Here is a 15,747-nt window from a genome sequence, read left to right on the forward strand (position 1 = left end):
CACTCAGATAGATTTGTTCCCTAGACAAGAACAATCATCCCAAGTCAGAGGGCATCTGCCCCTCTACGACACAGCCCACCACCACAAAAACACCGGTGGATCCAGGTTGAACGTCGCGAACGCTCCGTTCGCGACGGGAGGGTCGGCCGTCTGCCGATCCGGGTGGTTCCCTGCCCGGCGGGCACGCGAGAACCGCGGAGCGCGGGCGAACTCCGCGGCAACAACGGGAAGGTTTCGTTGCCAGAGCGCAAAAAAGGGTGGTGGGTGCGAGAAGCACCCACCACCCCTGCAGCCCCGGTCAGGGGTTTCCGGGGCTGACGACGGCCGCGGGCACCGGGGCGCGGACGTCGTCGGCGAACATGTCGCGGTCGCGGATGGCCAGTGTGCACACGACGCTGATCGCGGTGGTCACCGCGAGGTAGACGAGCACGCCGTTCGTGCCGGTGCGGCCGGCCAGGTAAGCCAGGATCAGCGGGGTGAGCCCGGAGGCCACCACGCCGGAGAGCTGGTAGACGACCGAGATCCCGGTGCAGCGGCGGGACACCGGGAACAGTTCGGCGTAGAAGGCCGCTTGCGGCCCGTACATCAGCGGGTAGCTGATGCCCAGGACGGCGACGAGCGACACGGTGATCAGGACCGTGTTGCCCGCGTGCAGCGCGGCCAGCGCGGGTATCGCCAGCACCAATGTCGTCACGGCGCCGACGGCGAAGGCGCGGCGGCGGCCGACCCGGTCGGACACCCGGCCGAAGATCGGGATGAACACGACCATCACGGCCGCGGCGATCATCACCGCCTGCAGCAATGGCTGCCGGTTCAGGTGCAGGGTCCCGCTGCCGTACGAGATCACGAACACGGCCCAGGCATTGAAGGCCACACCCTCGGTCAGCCTGCTGCCCATGCCGAGCAGCAGATGCCGCCGGGAAACCCGGTCGCGGACCAGTTCGAGCGCCGGGACGGTCGATTCGCCCTCCTGCTCGGCCATTTTGCGGAAGGCGGGCGTCTCCACGATCTTCACGCGGATGAGCAGACCGACGACCACGAGCACCGCCGAGAGCAGGAACCCGATGCGCCAGCCCCAGGCGAGGAACGCCGCCTCCGTCGTGACGGCGTTGAGCGCCGCGAGCACGCCGGTGCCGAGGGTGAGCCCGATCGCGAGCCCGATCTGCGGGAAACTCCCGTAGAGGCCCCGTTTCCCGGCAGGCGCGTACTCCGTCGCCATGAGCACGGCGCCGCCCCACTCGCCGCCGACGGCGACGCCCTGCGCCAGCCGGAGCACGATGAGCAGGATCGGCGCGGCCGGGCCGATCATCGCGTAGTCGGGCAGCAGGCCGATGAGGCAGGTCGCGACGCCCATGATGAGCATCGTCGCGACCAGGGTCTTCTTACGGCCGACGCGGTCGCCGAGGTGTCCGAAAAGGAATCCGCCGACAGGCCGGGCGAGGAAGCCCAGCGCGAAGGTCGCGAACGACAGGACCGTGGCGACGAGCGGATCACTGCCGGGGAAGTAGAGCTTGTTGAACACGATGCCCGCGGCCGTGCCGTAGAGGAAGAAGTCGTACCACTCGACGGTCGTGCCGAAGACACTGGACGCCACGACGAGGCGGACGTCGGAACTGCCCCTGGTTTCCTCGCCAGGCCGGGAAGGAGTTGTCTCCATTGATAACTCCGTTTCCTTCTAGATTCTGTTTCCTAAGCGGCGAAGCCGCTTGCTGTGGGCCAGCAGCTCGCACCGCTGCGGGTTCTCAGACGCCCTCTCGCGAGGACAGCGTCGACGTGGTTTGGCATTCATGAGGAGGCGATCCCGGAGCGAGAGGGCGTCTGAGGTTCCGCTACCCGCACCGCTACGCAAGCCGCTCTGCAGCACTCTCTAGAGGGAGCGGCGGAAGATGTCTACGAGAGCGGGCCGGGTGACCGGGCGGGGCACGACGGCGAGCTGGCGGGTCTGCTTGAGGGTGCCGTCCACGAGCGTGTCGATGTCGGATTCACCGTAGCCGAAGGCGTGCAGCCCCTTCGGCATCCCGATGTCGGCCATCAGCTCGCCGAGCACGTGCGGCAGGGCCTCGGCCCCGTCGGTCGCGGTGAAGGTCTGCCCGCCGGACAGGAGACGGGCCGCGCGCAGGTGACGTTCGGGGGCCGACGGGTAGGTCCAGCGGAACACGGCGGCCGCGGTGGCCGACACCGCTTGGCCGTGCGGCACCATCGGCATCTCGGGGTAGCCCTCGGCACGGTAATCCTTGACGGCGCCGGCGATCGGATACGCGTTGGCGTGCGGCAGGTGCGTACCGGCGTTGCCGAATCCGGTGCCGGCGTAGGTGGACGCCAAGGCCATCTGCGTCCGCGCGGTCAGGTCGCGTCCATTGAGGACGGCGCCACGAAGATGCTTGCCCACCAGGGAAAGCGCCATCTCGCACCAGACGTCACTGATCGGGTTCGACCCGCAGAACGCGGGGCGGCGCATCGGGTCCTCCGGCGCGGGCTTCGCGTCGAAGGCCACGCTGGTGTAGCTCTCCAGCGCGTGTGAAAGCACGTCCATCCCGCTTGCCGCGGTCACCTCGGACGGCAAGGAGACGGTGGTCCGGGGGTCGACGACGGCCAGCGACGGGCGCAGCGACGGATGGCTCACCCCGGCCTTGAGGTGCAGGCCGAGCAGGTCGACCACGCAGATGGTGGTGGACTCCGACCCGGTGCCCGCGGTCGTCGGCACCGCGATCAGCGGTTTGAGCGGCAGCCACGGCGCCTTGCCCGCGCCGATCGGCGGCGTGACGAAGTCCAATAGTTCGCCGGGGTGGGTGGTGAGCAGGTTGACGGCCTTGGCTGTGTCGATCGCCGAGCCGCCGCCGATCGCGACGAAGCAGTCCCAATCCTGTTGCCGCGCAAAGGCTACGGCGTCGTCGATGCTCGCGTCGGTGGGCTCGACGCCCACGCCGTCGAAGATCTCGCTCTTCACGCCCGCGGCGCGGATCGAGTCGAGCGCGCGGTCCGGGATCCCGGTCCCCCGGACCCCGGGGTCGGTGAGGATCAGGCACGACTTCGCCTGCCGGGCCGCGACCTCGGCGCCGAGTTCGTCGAGGGCACCGGCTCCGAACTTCAGCGGCGGTGCGGCCCAGGTGAACACACTCTCGTTGCGGTGCAGTTCGGGCACGGGTGACCACTCCTCACGTCGACATTGACAAAATGTGGAAGGTATATCCACTATGTGGCGAGCACACCATAGCTCCGCGTCCAGTCGTTGTGAACCCCCGAGTTCCCTGGAGATGTCATGTCGTCACCTGCACTTTCGCGAGCCACGCTGGAGGGAGCGCTGCGAGCCGCGGTGTCCTGCGAGGTGGCCGGCGACCCGGCGACACTCGCGACGCACTCCACCGACGCGTCGAACTACCGGCACGTCCCGCTGCTGGTCGTGCGTCCCCGGTCGGCCGACGAGGTGGTGGCCGTCCTGCGGGTGTGCGCGGAGCACGACGCGCCGGTCCTCCCGCGCGGCGCGGCGACGAGCATCGGCGGCCAGGCCATCAATGAGGCGGTGATCCTCGACTTCACGCGCCATCTCGACCGCGTTCTGGCGATCGACACCGAGGCACGCACCGCGCGCGTCGAGCCCGGCCTGGTGCTCGACCGGCTGCGCGAGCAGGCCGCCGCGCACGGGCTCACCTTCGGGCCCGATCCTTCGACACACAGCCGCTGCACGATCGGCGGCATGATCGGCAACAACGCGTGCGGCTCGCATTCGGTCGCGTGGGGCAAGACCGTCGACAATGTCCGGTCACTGGAGATCGCGCTGCGCGACGGCACCCGGCTGGAAGTCGGCCGGACCTCGCCTGAGGAGCTGGAATCGTTATGCGCACGTAAGGATTCCGTGGGGCAGCTCTACCGGTCACTACGCGCGGTGCGCGACGAATACCTCTCCGACATTCGTCTCGGGTTCCCGAAACTGCCGCGGCGCGTGTCCGGCTACAACCTCGAATACCTGTTGCCGGAGAACGGTTTCGACGTCGCCAAGGCACTCGTCGGTACCGAGGGGACCTGCGCGACGATCCTGAGCGCGACGGTCGATCTCGCGGAGGCGCCGTCGTCGCGGGCGCTCGTGGTGTTCGGGTTCGGCAGCAGCGTCGAGGCCGCCGACGCCGTCCCCGCTCTGCTCGACCTGCCCGTGTTGACCATGGAGGGCATCGAAACCGGGCTCGTCCAGGCACTCGACGCGCGGAAACCCGGCGATCGCAGCGAACTCCCGCCAGGGAACGCGTGGCTGTATCTCGAAACCGGCGGCGCGTCGGCGGCCGGGGCCCGGGAAAACGCGCGGCGGGTGGCCGAGCGCGCGGACCTGGTCGGCGCCAGCCTGCTGGTGGTGGAAGACCCGGTGGCGCAACGGAAACTCTGGCGGATCCGGGAGGAGGGCGCGGGCCTGGCCACCCGGCTCGCGGACGGCTCCGAGGCGTGGTCCGGCTGGGAGGACGCCGCGGTGCCACCGGAAAATCTCGGGCAGTACCTGCGCGAGTTCGAACTGCTGATGTCCAAGCACGGTCGCAAAGGCCTGGTGTACGGCCATTTCGGCGACGGCTGCCTGCACGTGCGCATCGACTTCCCGCTCGCCGCACCGGAAGCGAAACAGGCCTACCGCGACTTCCTCACCGACGCCGCCGAGCTGGTCGTCGCCCACGGTGGTTCGCTGTCCGGCGAGCACGGCGACGGGCAGGCCCGTGCGGAGCTGCTCCCCCTCATGTTCCCGCCGCGGCTGATGGACGCCTTCGCGGAGTTCAAGGCCGCCTTCGATCCCGGGAACGGGATGAACCCGCACCGGGTCGTCGATCCCGCCCCGCTCGACGCCGACCTGCGCACCGTCATCGCCCCGCCGGTCCTGCCCACCCGCGCCCGGCTCGCGCTGCACGCGGACGGCGGGGACCTCGGCGCGGCGTCACGCCGCTGTGTCGGCGTCGGGAAATGCGTGTCCGCCTCCGGCGGCGTGATGTGCCCCAGCTACCGCGCGACCGGCGAAGAGGAACACTCCACCCGCGGCCGCGCACGGCTGCTGTTCGAAATGCTCGCCGGCGACGTCATCACCGACGGCTGGCAGTCCACCGAGGTCCGTGACGCGCTCGACCTCTGCCTGGGCTGCAAGGCCTGCAAATCCGACTGCCCCGTGGGCGTCGACATGGCCTCCTACCGCTCGGAGTTCCTGAGCAGGCACTACGAACACCGCAAACGCCCGATGGCGCACCACACCATGGGCGCGTTACCGCGCTGGCTGCGACTGGGCGCACCGATGGCCAAGGTGATCAACGCCGTCGCGGCGAGCCCGCTGCGCCGGGTGCTCAACCGGTTCGGCGGGATCGCCGCCGAGCGCGAACTACCCGCGCTGGCCGCACCGACGTTCCGGAAGTGGTTCGCCCGCCGTAAGCCTCCACAGTGGACGGATGAGCGGACACCGGTCGTGCTGTGGCCGGACACCTTCACCAACTTCTTCGACCCGGCGGTCGGCCGCGACGCCGTCGCCGTGCTGGAAGCCCTCGGTCACGAGGTACACCTCCCCGCCCGCACCGTCTGTTGTGGACTGACCTGGCACAGCACCGGACAGCTCGACACGGCGCGCGGCGTGCTGCGTCGTTCCCTCGACGTCCTCCAGCCGTGGCTGGAACGCGGAGTGCCGGTGATCGGGCTGGAACCGAGCTGCACGGCCATGTTGCGCAAGGACGCCGCCGAACTGCTGCCCGGCGACCCGAGAGTGGAACTGCTCGGCAAAGCCGTCCGCACCTTCGCCGAGCACGTGGGCGAGGCCGAACTCCCGGAGATCAAGGCGGTCGAGGAGCGCGTCCTCACCCAGGTGCACTGCCACCAGCACGCGGATCTGGGCTATGACGCCGACGCCCGGCTGCTCGGCCGCGTGACCGGCGAGGTGCGGGTGTTGCGCGAAGGCTGTTGCGGCCTGGCGGGCAACTTCGGGTTCGAGCGTGGGCACTACGACGTCTCGGTCCAGGTCGCCGAACACCAGCTCCTGCCCGCGTTGCGTGAAGCGGCTCCGGGGACGATGGTCCACGCCGACGGCTTCAGCTGCCGGACGCAGATCCGCCAGCTTTCCGAACACCAGCCGACGCACCTCGCCTCGCTGACCGCACGGGCACTCGGCGTCAGCGCTGGCTGAACCGGTCCGGCGGCAGGAACTGCGCGACCTCCCGCGCGGCCTCGATGGCCCGCGCGCCCAGCTCGGGGATGCGCTCGTCGGGCAGCCGGACCGTGGGCACCTGGATGACCACCGCGGCCTTCGCCAGGCCCTGGTCGTCCAGGACCCCGGCGCCCACGCAGCGCACTCCGGCGACGTTCTCCTCGTCGTCGATGCTGTAACCGCGGTCGCGGGTCTCGGTCAGCTCGAGCGCCAGTTCCTCGCGGCTCGCCAGCGTGTGCGTGGTCAGCGCGGGCAACTGCTCCGGCAGGCTCGCCAGGTACGCCTCGACGTCGAGCGAGTGCGCGAGGATCGCCTTGCCGGAAGCGGTGGCGTACAAGGGAAAACGGGCCCCGGGGTGCTGTTCGAACCGCAGTGGCAGAGTGGACTGGGCCCGCAGCAGCACCACGGACTCGCGGCCGTCGCGGATCGCGATGTTGACCGATTCCTCGGTCTCCTCGTTGACCTGCCGGATCACCGGCAACGCCCGCTCCAGGCCGTGGACCCGCTGCGCGGCCTGGCCGAGCAGGATCGCCCCGGCGCCCAGGTGGTAGCAGTCGGTGTGCGGGTTGTGGGCCACCAGGCCGTCGACGCTCAACGCCCCGACGACGCGGTGCGTGGTGCCCGGCGTGAGGTCGAGACGCCGGGCGATGGCGGACAGGGACAGCTCCCCGCCCTCGTCCATGAGCAGCCGCAGCACCCCGAGCGCGCGTCGGATGGCCTGGGTTCCGGCTGGTGGCTGGGCTCCTGTGTGGTTCACGGGCTTCCGTCGTCCTGGCGATCGCTGACCCGGCAAGGCTAACGCAGCCGGTCAGGAAACCGCCGTCACCACCCCGGACACGACGACAAGCCCCGCGACGACGTACTTGAACACCTTCCGGGGCACCCGCGACGACACCGCCGTGCCGAGCTGGTTGCCCACGATCGCCGCCCCGAGCAGGACCGGGAGCACCGGCAGCAGCCCGTGGCGCGGGATCCCGCCGGTCACGGCCAGCGCGCCGAGGGAGATCAGGTTCGTCGAGATGAAGTAGCAGGCCAGGTTCGCGATGAACGCGCGCACCGGCAGGTTCGCCGCACTGAGCAGGGCCGCGACCGGCGGGCCGTTCAGCGACACCGAGGTGGCGAGGTAGCCGCTGGCCAGCCCGGTGGCCACGTGCCCGGCGCGGCCCGGTCCCGCTTTGTCCGTGGTCGGCAGGAGAAGGAGAAGGCCCAGCAACGCCACCACGACACCGGCGAAGATCCGCAGCACATGGACCGGGACCGCGCCCACGGTCACCGCGCCCAGCACCGCGCCCGGGGCGCTGCCCGCGACGAGCAGGGCGATGCGTTTCGGTTCGATCGCCCGCCACGACCGGCACACGACGAGGATCCGGGAAACCAGCGTCGCCGCGAGGTTGACCGTCACCACGAAGGGCACGTCGTAGCCGAGCAGCAGCAACCCCGGGGTGGACAGCAGCGAGGTCGCGAAGCCGGTCGCGCCGCCGATGAGCGAGGACGCGGCCACCGCCAGGGCGGCGAGGACGAGGTCCATCTAGTGTCCTCCGCCGGAAATCCGTTGCGCATATCGGCGGATCCAGGTTTCTGCTGGCAAGGCGCCGGTTCGCCCTCGTACTGGATCGTACTCGGGCGGACCGGCAACGCCGCCAGCGGGAAGCTGGGCCGTCGAGATGTGTGACCAATTTCCGGCGGTGGACACTAGTGTCCGTCACTCACCGCGGTCCTGCTCCGCACGGCCTGGACCGCGGTGAGCAGCGCGGTCGCCCGGACGTCGCCGACGCCGCAGCCGCGGGACAGATCGTTGACCGGCGCGGCGAGCCCTTGCAGGATCGGGCCGAACGCGCGGGCCCTGCCGAGCCGTTCGGCGATCTTGTACCCGATGTTGCCCGCGTCGAGATTCGGGAAGACGAGGACGTTGGCCCTGCCCGCGACCTGGGAGCCGGGGGCCTTGCGCAGTCCGACACTCGACTCGACCGCGGTGTCGAACTGCAGCTCGCCGTCCACCTGGTACCCCGAGTCGCGCTTGCGCAGCAGTTCGGTGGCGCGGCGGACCCGCTCGACGCGTTCGTGCGTGGCGCTGCCCAGCGTGGAGAACGACAGCATCGCGATCACCGGCTCCTCGCCCGTCAACGCCTGGTGGGTGCGGGCGGAGGCCAGCGCGATCTCGACCAGTTCCTCGGCCGACGGGTCGGGAACCACGGCGCAGTCGGCGAAGGTCAGGCATCGCTCGTCCGGCAGGACGAGCAGGAAGCAGCTGCTCAACGTCGTGCTGTCCGGGACGAGCCCGACATACCGCAGGCACGCCCGCAGCACGTCGGCGGTCGGCCGGTTCGCGCCCGCGACACACGCGTCGAACGTTCCGGTGGCGACGCCCGCGACAGCGGTGCTGACAGGATCGCCCAGCGCGTCCGGGATCCGGTCGGGCTTCTTCGCGAGGCGGGTCGTGATCAGGCCGTGGATCGCCGCGTCCGCGGCGAGATCCCGCGTGTCCACAATGGACTCGCCGGACAGCCGGACGCCCGCCTCGCGGCAGGCCCGGCGGATCGAGGCCGGATCGCCGACGAGCCGCGGCGCTACGCCGTCTTCGTCGTGCAGCAGCGCCGCCGCCTGGACGACGCGCGGGTCGTCGCCGTCGGCCAGCGCGACCGCGGGCCGGATGTCGGCCAGCACCTCGCGCCATCGATCGTGCAGGGGGAAGGTCACGGGCTACCGCTTTCGGGAGTCGGCGGCAGGGTTCCGACGCGGTCCCGCGCCCGCCGGAACCTGCCGGGGTGGGGCGGATCAGACGTAGTCGCGGTACTTGTCCAGCAGCCGCACCGGCTTGCGCAGCGCGTCGCGGCGGAACGGGTCGCCCAGCTCACGCGAGCACATGACCTCGATGACCGTGGTACGGCCCTCGTTCATCTGCGCGTCGACGGCCTTGCGCAGCGCGGGACCGACCTCGTCGAGCGAGTCGACCACGATGCCCTCGGCCCCCATCGCCTGCGCGATCCCGGCGAAGCTCTCGCTCTCCAGCTCGCCCGCGACGAACCGGCGGTTGTAGAAGTCGACCTGGTTCTTCTTCTCCGCACCCCACTGCCGGTTGTGGAAGACCACGGCGGTGACCGGGATGTCGTGCCGCACCGCGGTCATGATCTCGACCATGCTCATCCCCCACGCGCCGTCACCGGCGTAGGCGATCGCGGGCCGGTCGGGGCACGCGGCCTTGGCGCCGATGATGGTCGGCAGCGCGTACCCGCAGTTGCCGAAGCTCATCGGCGCGAAGAAGCTGCGCGGCTCCTCGAACCGCAGGTAGCTGTGCGCGACGGAGTTGATGTTGCCGATGTCGGTGGACACCATCACGTGCTCGGGCATCGCCTTTTCGAGTTCGCGGAGGACCTGGCGGGGGTGCAGCCAGTTGTGCTCCTCCTTCTCCTGCTCGGCGATCATGTCGAGGCTGTACGGGTCGGTCTCGTGGATCCAGGCGCTGAGCTCCCGCTCCCACGTCTCCTTCTCCTCGCGGATCTCGTCGGCACGCTGGCCGCGGGTCGCGTCGCAGGCGAGCGTCCGCTTGCGCAGCCGCTCGGTGAGCGCCGCGGCGGATTCCCTGGCGTCACCGCAGATGCCGACGTCGATCTTCTTGACCAGGCCCAGCATCTTGTTGTCGGCGTCGACCTGGATGATCTTCGCGTTCTTGGGCCAGTAGTCCATGCCGTGCTGCGGGAGCGTGCCGAACGGGCCGAGCCGGGTGCCGAGCGCGAGGACGACGTCCGCCTTGGAGATGAGCCGCATGGCGGCCTTCGAACCCTGGTAGCCGAGCGGGCCGCACCACTGCGGGTGGCTCGCCGGGAACGAGTCGTTGTGCTGGTAGCTGTTCACCACCGGCGCGCCGAGCCGCTCGGCGAGTTCGCGGCATTCCCCGACACCGCCGGAGAAGACGACGCCGCCGCCCGCGACGATCACCGGGAACTCCGCCCCGGCGAGCAGATCGGCCGCCTCGTCGAGGCTGCGGGTGCCGCCGGGACCGCGGTCGAGCCGCTGCGGCACCGGGATCTCGGCCTCGATCTCGCCGTAGAAGTGGTCGCGCGGGATGTTGAGCTGGGTCGGCCCCATCTCCGACATCGCGCGGTCGAAGGCCCGGCCGGTGAACTCCGCCATCCGGTTCGGGTTGTTCACGTGTGCCTGGTACTTCGTGAACTCCTGGAACATGGGCAGCTGGTTGGCCTCCTGGAAGCCGCCGAGGCCGATCCCCATCGTCCCGGTCTCCGGCGTGATCATGACCACCGGGCTGTGCGCCCAGAACGCGGCCGCGATCGCCGTGACGCAGTTGCTGATGCCAGGGCCGTTCTGGCCGATCACCACGCCGTGCCGGCCGCTGGCGCGCGCGTAGCCGTCGGCCATGTGCGCCGCGCCCTGCTCGTGCACGACCGGGATCAGCTTGATGCCCGCCGGCGCGAAGATGTCCATGGCGTCCATGAAGGCCGAGCCCATGATGCCGAAGATCTCGGTCACGCCGTTGGCCGCCAACGTCTCGACGAAGGCCTCCGAGGGGGTCATCTTCTGCGGCCCCGTTGCTCGCTCGCTCACTGCCTGCTCCCTGAACGTCGTCGTCGCAAAATCTGGAACGAAAGATTCCGAAAACTTGGATTTGCTCGGACTGTAGGCGGCGCGACCCACCCAAGTCAACGGGTTGTCTTCAAGTCCGAGACGCGGTGTACTGTTTTCCGAGACACGAGGGAGACGGTGTGGAACTGATCCAAGAGCCGGACGGACCGCTGTCCGGCGACACCCCGGCGCTGCGGCTGTTCGCCCTGCTCGAACTCATCGCGGCCAGCGACCACCAGGTCTCGCTGCCGGCGCTCGTCGCGGAGACCGGCCTGCCCAAGCCGACCCTGCACCGCATGCTCCAGCAGCTGGAGTCGGCGGGCCTGCTGCTGCGAGAAGCCGACGGCCGCAGCTACACCACCGGCGCGCGACTGCACCGGCTCGCGGAGAACCTGCTGCTCAACGACTCCCGCAACGGCGGGCGGCACGTGATCCTGCAGCACCTGGTCGAGGAACTCGGCGAAAGCTGCAACATCACCGCACTGTCCCGCGGCGAGGTGGTCTACCTCGACCGCGTGGAGACGCCGGAGCCGCTGCGGTTCTACCTGCGGCCCGGCTCCCGGGTCCCGGTCCACTGCTCGGCGAGCGGCAAGCTGTTCCTCGCCCAGATGCCCAAGCAGCAGCGCCGCAAGCTCATCGGGCACGCCCCGCTCAAGCGCTACACCGACAAGACGATCACCGAGCCCGACGCCCTGGAGGCCGAGCTCGACCGGATCTCCGAACAGGGTTACGCCGTCGACGACGAGGAGTTCCTCCCTGGGCTGGTCTGCGTCGCGGTGACGGTGCCCCGCGAGGACGGCGGGCAGCCGATTCTTGGCGTCGCGGTCCAGGCCCCGGTCATGCGCCTGTCGCTCGACGACGTCACCACGACGCTGCCCGCGCTGCGCGCCGCCGCCGAAGCCATGAGCCGTCACGAGATCACCGCCGCCACCACCGACGCCGCGTCGGGAGAGGAGCAGCCGTGACGACCCGGATGCCGGACGCCACAGTGGACGCGCGGGAGCTGTTCGGCCTCGACGTCGACCTCAAGGTCCCCGCGTTCGCCGAGCCCGACGAGCACGTCCCCGCGCGCGACGACGCCTACCGCTTCGATCCCGAAGTGACCCTCGCCCTGCTGCTCGGCTTCGCGCACAACCGGCGGGTGCTGGTACACGGCCGGCACGGCTCGGGCAAGTCCACGCACGTCGAGCAGATCGCCGCCCGGCTCAACTGGGGTTGTCTGCGCGTGAACCTCGACGGCCACGTCGGACGGCTCGAACTCGTCGGCCGCGACGCGGTGACCCTGCGGGAAGGCAAGCAGGTCACCGAATTCCGCGAGGGGATCCTGCCGTGGGCGGTCCGGCGCCCGGTCGCGCTGGTACTGGACGAATACGACGCCGGGCGCCCCGACGTCATGTTCGTCATCCAGCGGCTGCTCGAAAAGGAAGGCCGGTTCACCCTCCTCGAACGCAACGAGGTCCTCCACTCGCACCCGGGTTTCCGGCTCTTCGCCACCGCCAACACCAGCGGCCTCGGCGACCACGACGGGCTCTACCACGGCGTGCAGCGGATCAACCACGCCCAGCTGGACCGCTGGAACGTCGTCGCCAAACTCGACTACCTGCCCGCCGAGACCGAGGTCGGCATCGTCCGCGGCCAGGTGTCCACTGTGGACGAGCGGACCGCGGCGGCCATGGTCGCGCTCGCCCGGCTCACCCGCCAGGGCCACGAATCCGGCGACCTCGCCACGCTGATGTCCACCCGGACCGTCGTGACCTGGGCGGAGAACACCGGCTATCTCGGCGATCCCGCGCTCGCGCTGCGCATGACGTTCACCAACAAGTGCGCGGAGTTCGAACGGGAGATCGTCGACGAGTACTTCCAGCGGTGTTTCGACCGCGACCCGGAACCGCGCGAACTGCGCGCGAGCGCCTGAGCGATGATCCACGACGCCCTCGCCGACCGCGCCGCCGCCCGCGCGGCGCACCGGCTCGACCTCCTGCGCGGCACCACGGTCCGGGCGATCGGCAGGGACCGCGAGGTACGGTTCCGAGCCGGGGAGCCGTATCGGGGTGCGAGCAGGCTGACGATGCTGGCGCCGCACTTGCGTGCCACTGCGGACGACGACCCGCGATGCCTGCGCGGCGCCGCCGACGGGCTCGCACTGCGGATGCGGTACACCGACCCCGTACCGCACAGGAAACACCGGCCGGACGGCGACATCGGCGGCCTGGTGTTCGACCAGCTCGAACAGTTCCGCGTCGAATCCGTTGTGCCACCGTGGTTTCCCGGTGCGGCGGCGAACGTCCGGCACCGGGTCGAGCACTGGCTGGTCACCGCCGACGCCGACGGGATCACTCAGACGAATTCGGGCCTGCTCCTGCACACCGTGGCAGCCATGGCCTGGTCGCATCTCACCGGGTTCCCGGTGCCCGCCCTCGTGGAGGAGGTCATCGAGCCGATGCGGGCCGCCCTCGCGCCCGAGTTCGGTCCCCGGATCGCCCGGCTCGGCAAGGTGCGCGGCGAGCAAGAACGCTTCGCTCCCCTGGCAACGGAGTTCGCCGTCGGCGTCGCGGACCTGCTGGGCGCCCCCAGCGGACGACCACGCCGCGCGCTGTCCGCCGGACAACGCGCGCTCGCCGACCTCCTCCGCGGCTCCGGGCCCGAGGACGCCGGTGTCCCGGTCGCGGGTGACCCGCGCCATCTGTCCGAAGTGGACGGATACCGGATCTTCACGACCGCCCACGACCGGCAGCGCGACGCGACCGGCCTCGTCCGTCCCGCGCAGCAGAAGGAGTTCCGGCACCGGCTCGACGATCTCGTCCGCCACGCCCGGCTGAACCGCGCCAAGATGCTGCGCGACCTCGCCGCCGCGCTCGCGATCCCGGCTGCCGACGGCTGGGAACACGGCCTCGAAAGTGGCCACGTCGACGGTCGCCGCCTCGCCACCCTGATCACCTCGCCCAGCGAGACGCGGGTCTTCCGGGCCGAGGCCGTCACCAGGAAGGCCGACGTCTCCGTCACCTTCCTGCTCGACTGCTCGGGTTCCATGAAACAGCACGTCCCGCTGACCTCGGTACTCGTCGACACCCTGACCCGCGTGCTGGACGAACTCGGTGTCACCACCGAGGTTCTGGGCTTCTCCACCGACGGCTGGAACGGCGGCCGCGCGCGACGGGACTGGGCAAGGGCCGGTCGCCCCGCCGAACCCGGGCGGCTCAACGATCGCCTGCACCTCGTCTTCAAGAACGCCGACGACTCGTGGCGGCGATCGCGCCTCGGCATCGCCGGGCTGTTCAAAGCGGACCTCTTCCGCGAAGGCCTCGGCGGCGAGGCGGTGCGCTGGGCTGCCGAGCGCTCCCGTGCCCTCGGCGCCCGCCGCGGCCTCGTCGTGGTGTTCTCCGACGGAGGCCCCGCCGACAGCGCAACCGCCGCGCAGAACCCCGATGGCTTCTTGGAGACCGACCTGCTCCGCGCCGTCCACGAGGCCGAAACCCGCGGATCCGAGGTCCACGCGCTGAGCCTTGGCGTCGACCTCGGTCACTTCTTCGCACGGTCCCTCGTGCTCCCCGCCCAGGACCGGGCCGATCAGTCCATGGTGGACGAAATCATCGCGGCACTCGGGGCCGGCCGGTGAAACTCGTGCACCGCGGCAAGGTCCGCGACGTCTACACCGACCGCGGCGACACCGTCCTCGTGGCCACCGACCGGCTGTCGATGTTCGACGTCGTTCTCCCCACTCCCGTACCGGACAAGGGAAAGATCCTCACCGCGCTGTCGCTGTGGTGGTTCGGACGCCTCGCCGACGTCGTCCCGCACCACGTCCTCCCGGCCGTGGACGTGCCGCCCGAGTTCGCCGGCCGCGCCGTCCGCTGCCGCGGCCTGGCGATGCTCCCGGTCGAATGCGTGGCCCGCGGCTACCTCACCGGCGGTGGCCTGGCCGAGTACCGCGCCACCGGCGCGGTTTCCGGAGTCCCGCTCCCCGCCGGGCTGACGGACGGTTCCCGGCTGCCCGAGCCGATCTTCACTCCGTCCTGGAAAGCCCCGGCCGGTCAGCACGACCGCCCGATCACCTTCGCCGAAGTCGCCGGCCTCGTCGGCGCCGAAACCGCCGCCCGGCTGCGCGAGCTGACCCTCGACGTCTACCGCGCCGCCGCGGAAATCACCGAACGGCAAGGAATTCTCCTCGCCGACACGAAACTGGAGTTCGGCCACGACGCCTCCGGCGATCTGTACCTCGGCGACGAACTCCTCACCCCGGACTCCTCCCGCTTCTGGTCCGCCGATTCCTGGCAGCCCGGCCGCGCACAGCACAGCCTCGACAAGCAGTTCGTCCGCGACTGGGCCGTCTCGACCGGCTGGGACAAACACCCGCCCGGCCCGCCGGTGCCCCCCGACGGTCGTCGCCGCCGTCCGCTCCCGCTACGCCGAGGTCTACCACCGCCTCACCGGGCTGAAGGGGACTGTCGTCTCGTAGGATGCGCTGAAGGGCGCTTTCGTCGCATGGCATGCGAGGAAAGCGCCCTTCAGCACGCTTTGAAGCCGCCTCACATGTTCTCGGCGCCGGTTCTGATCGCGGCGCGGATGCGGGGATAGGTACCGCAGCGGCAGACGTTGCGGAGGCCGTCGAGGTCGGCGTCGGTGATCTCCCGGCCTTCGGCGGCGACGCGCCGGACCAGCGCGACGGCGGCCATGATCTGACCCGGCTGGCAGTAACCACACTGCGCCACGTCGTGTTCCAGCCACGCCTCCTGCATCGGGTGCAGCTCCTTGCCCACGGTGGCCGGAAGTCCTTCGATGGTGGTGACCTCGTCGGACGGCCGGAGATCCTTGACGGGGATCGCGCAGGGGTTCACCGCCTTGCCGTTGAGGTGGCTGGTGCAGGCCTTGCAGACGTTGATACCGCAGCCGTATTTCGGCCCGGTGACGCCGAGGATGTCGCGCAGCACCCACAGCAGGCGCACGTCGTCGGCGACGTTCACGGTGACCTGCGCACCGTTGACGCGGAAAGTGTGTTCGGGCACCGAAACTCCCCT

General features: G+C 70.3%; 12 protein-coding genes. 5 read left to right on the forward strand and 7 right to left on the reverse strand.

Annotated elements, in window-relative coordinates:
• Window positions 1–298: 298 nt before the first annotated feature.
• Window positions 299–1,657 (reverse strand): MFS transporter, encoded by a 1,359-nt coding sequence (locus tag ACFW0G_RS36325; protein WP_378330024.1) that lies wholly within the window; start codon window positions 1,655–1,657, stop codon window positions 299–301.
• 210 nt (window positions 1,658–1,867) lie between these two features.
• Window positions 1,868–3,142, reverse strand: coding sequence for a hydroxyacid-oxoacid transhydrogenase (locus ACFW0G_RS36330; protein WP_378330025.1), 1,275 nt, complete (start codon window positions 3,140–3,142; stop codon window positions 1,868–1,870).
• Between the two features lie 117 nt (window positions 3,143–3,259).
• On the opposite strand from ACFW0G_RS36330, the gene ACFW0G_RS36335 reads away from it, so the two are divergent.
• The gene (locus ACFW0G_RS36335) at window positions 3,260–6,133 is read left to right on the forward strand and encodes an FAD-binding and (Fe-S)-binding domain-containing protein (protein WP_378330026.1); all 2,874 of its coding nucleotides are present in this window, start codon (window positions 3,260–3,262) and stop codon (window positions 6,131–6,133) included.
• Here the strand turns inward: ACFW0G_RS36335 and ACFW0G_RS36340 are convergent.
• The 4 genes from ACFW0G_RS36340 to xsc all read right to left on the reverse strand — a co-directional run bounded on the left by ACFW0G_RS36340 (window position 6,120) and on the right by xsc (window position 10,684).
• Window positions 6,120–6,911: an IclR family transcriptional regulator gene (locus ACFW0G_RS36340; RefSeq protein WP_378330027.1), complete on the reverse strand. Its 792-nt coding sequence runs from the start codon at window positions 6,909–6,911 to the stop codon at window positions 6,120–6,122. The two genes, ACFW0G_RS36335 and ACFW0G_RS36340, sit on opposite strands and share 14 nt — an antisense overlap.
• A gap of 51 nt (window positions 6,912–6,962) precedes the next feature.
• A complete protein-coding gene (locus ACFW0G_RS36345; protein WP_378330028.1) occupies window positions 6,963–7,682 on the reverse strand; it encodes a TSUP family transporter in 720 nt (239 codons plus the stop codon).
• Between the two features lie 164 nt (window positions 7,683–7,846).
• Window positions 7,847–8,851, reverse strand: coding sequence for a phosphotransacetylase (locus tag ACFW0G_RS36350; RefSeq protein ID WP_378330029.1), 1,005 nt, complete (start codon window positions 8,849–8,851; stop codon window positions 7,847–7,849).
• Between the two features lie 78 nt (window positions 8,852–8,929).
• Window positions 8,930–10,684 carry a sulfoacetaldehyde acetyltransferase gene (gene xsc / locus ACFW0G_RS36355; RefSeq protein WP_378330080.1) on the reverse strand — a complete coding sequence of 585 codons (1,755 nt, stop codon included), beginning with the start codon at window positions 10,682–10,684 and terminating at the stop codon, window positions 8,930–8,932.
• Between the two features lie 188 nt (window positions 10,685–10,872).
• Between xsc and ACFW0G_RS36360 the strand changes: the two genes are divergently transcribed.
• Genes ACFW0G_RS36360 through ACFW0G_RS36375 form a run of 4 tightly spaced genes read left to right on the forward strand, consistent with a single transcriptional unit; the run spans window position 10,873 to window position 15,307 of the window.
• Window positions 10,873–11,697, forward strand: coding sequence for an IclR family transcriptional regulator (locus tag ACFW0G_RS36360; protein WP_378330030.1), 825 nt, complete (start codon window positions 10,873–10,875; stop codon window positions 11,695–11,697).
• Window positions 11,694–12,647: an AAA family ATPase gene (locus tag ACFW0G_RS36365; protein WP_378330031.1), complete on the forward strand. Its 954-nt coding sequence runs from the start codon at window positions 11,694–11,696 to the stop codon at window positions 12,645–12,647. The genes ACFW0G_RS36360 and ACFW0G_RS36365 overlap by 4 nt, the downstream gene beginning before the upstream one ends.
• Window positions 12,648–12,650: 3 nt before the next feature.
• Window positions 12,651–14,348 (forward strand): cobalt chelatase, encoded by a 1,698-nt coding sequence (locus ACFW0G_RS36370; protein WP_378330032.1) that lies wholly within the window; start codon window positions 12,651–12,653, stop codon window positions 14,346–14,348.
• Window positions 14,345–15,307 (forward strand): phosphoribosylaminoimidazolesuccinocarboxamide synthase, encoded by a 963-nt coding sequence (locus ACFW0G_RS36375; protein WP_378330033.1) that lies wholly within the window; start codon window positions 14,345–14,347, stop codon window positions 15,305–15,307. Before ACFW0G_RS36370 ends, ACFW0G_RS36375 begins: the two co-directional genes overlap by 4 nt.
• Here the strand turns inward: ACFW0G_RS36375 and ACFW0G_RS36380 are convergent.
• Window positions 15,259–15,735 (reverse strand): (2Fe-2S)-binding protein, encoded by a 477-nt coding sequence (locus tag ACFW0G_RS36380; RefSeq protein WP_378330034.1) that lies wholly within the window; start codon window positions 15,733–15,735, stop codon window positions 15,259–15,261. The genes ACFW0G_RS36375 and ACFW0G_RS36380 overlap by 49 nt on opposite strands.
• Between the last annotated feature and the right edge of the window lie 12 nt (window positions 15,736–15,747).

The sequence above is a fragment of the Amycolatopsis sp. NPDC058986 genome (genome assembly GCF_042741125.1).
In the GTDB taxonomy this organism is placed as follows: Bacteria; Actinomycetota; Actinomycetes; order Mycobacteriales; family Pseudonocardiaceae; genus Amycolatopsis.

Bases quoted from the DNA above. Each gene is read 5' to 3' on its own strand.
- ACFW0G_RS36325 (WP_378330024.1), bottom strand. From the start codon at position 1,657: ATGGAGACAACTCCTTCCCGGCCTGGCGAGGAAACCAGGGGCAGTTCC.
- ACFW0G_RS36335 (WP_378330026.1), top strand. From the start codon at position 3,260: ATGTCGTCACCTGCACTTTCGCGAGCCACGCTGGAGGGAGCGCTGCGA.
- ACFW0G_RS36345 (WP_378330028.1), bottom strand. From the start codon at position 7,682: ATGGACCTCGTCCTCGCCGCCCTGGCGGTGGCCGCGTCCTCGCTCATC.
- xsc (WP_378330080.1), bottom strand. From the start codon at position 10,684: ATGACCCCCTCGGAGGCCTTCGTCGAGACGTTGGCGGCCAACGGCGTG.
- ACFW0G_RS36370 (WP_378330032.1), top strand. From the start codon at position 12,651: ATGATCCACGACGCCCTCGCCGACCGCGCCGCCGCCCGCGCGGCGCAC.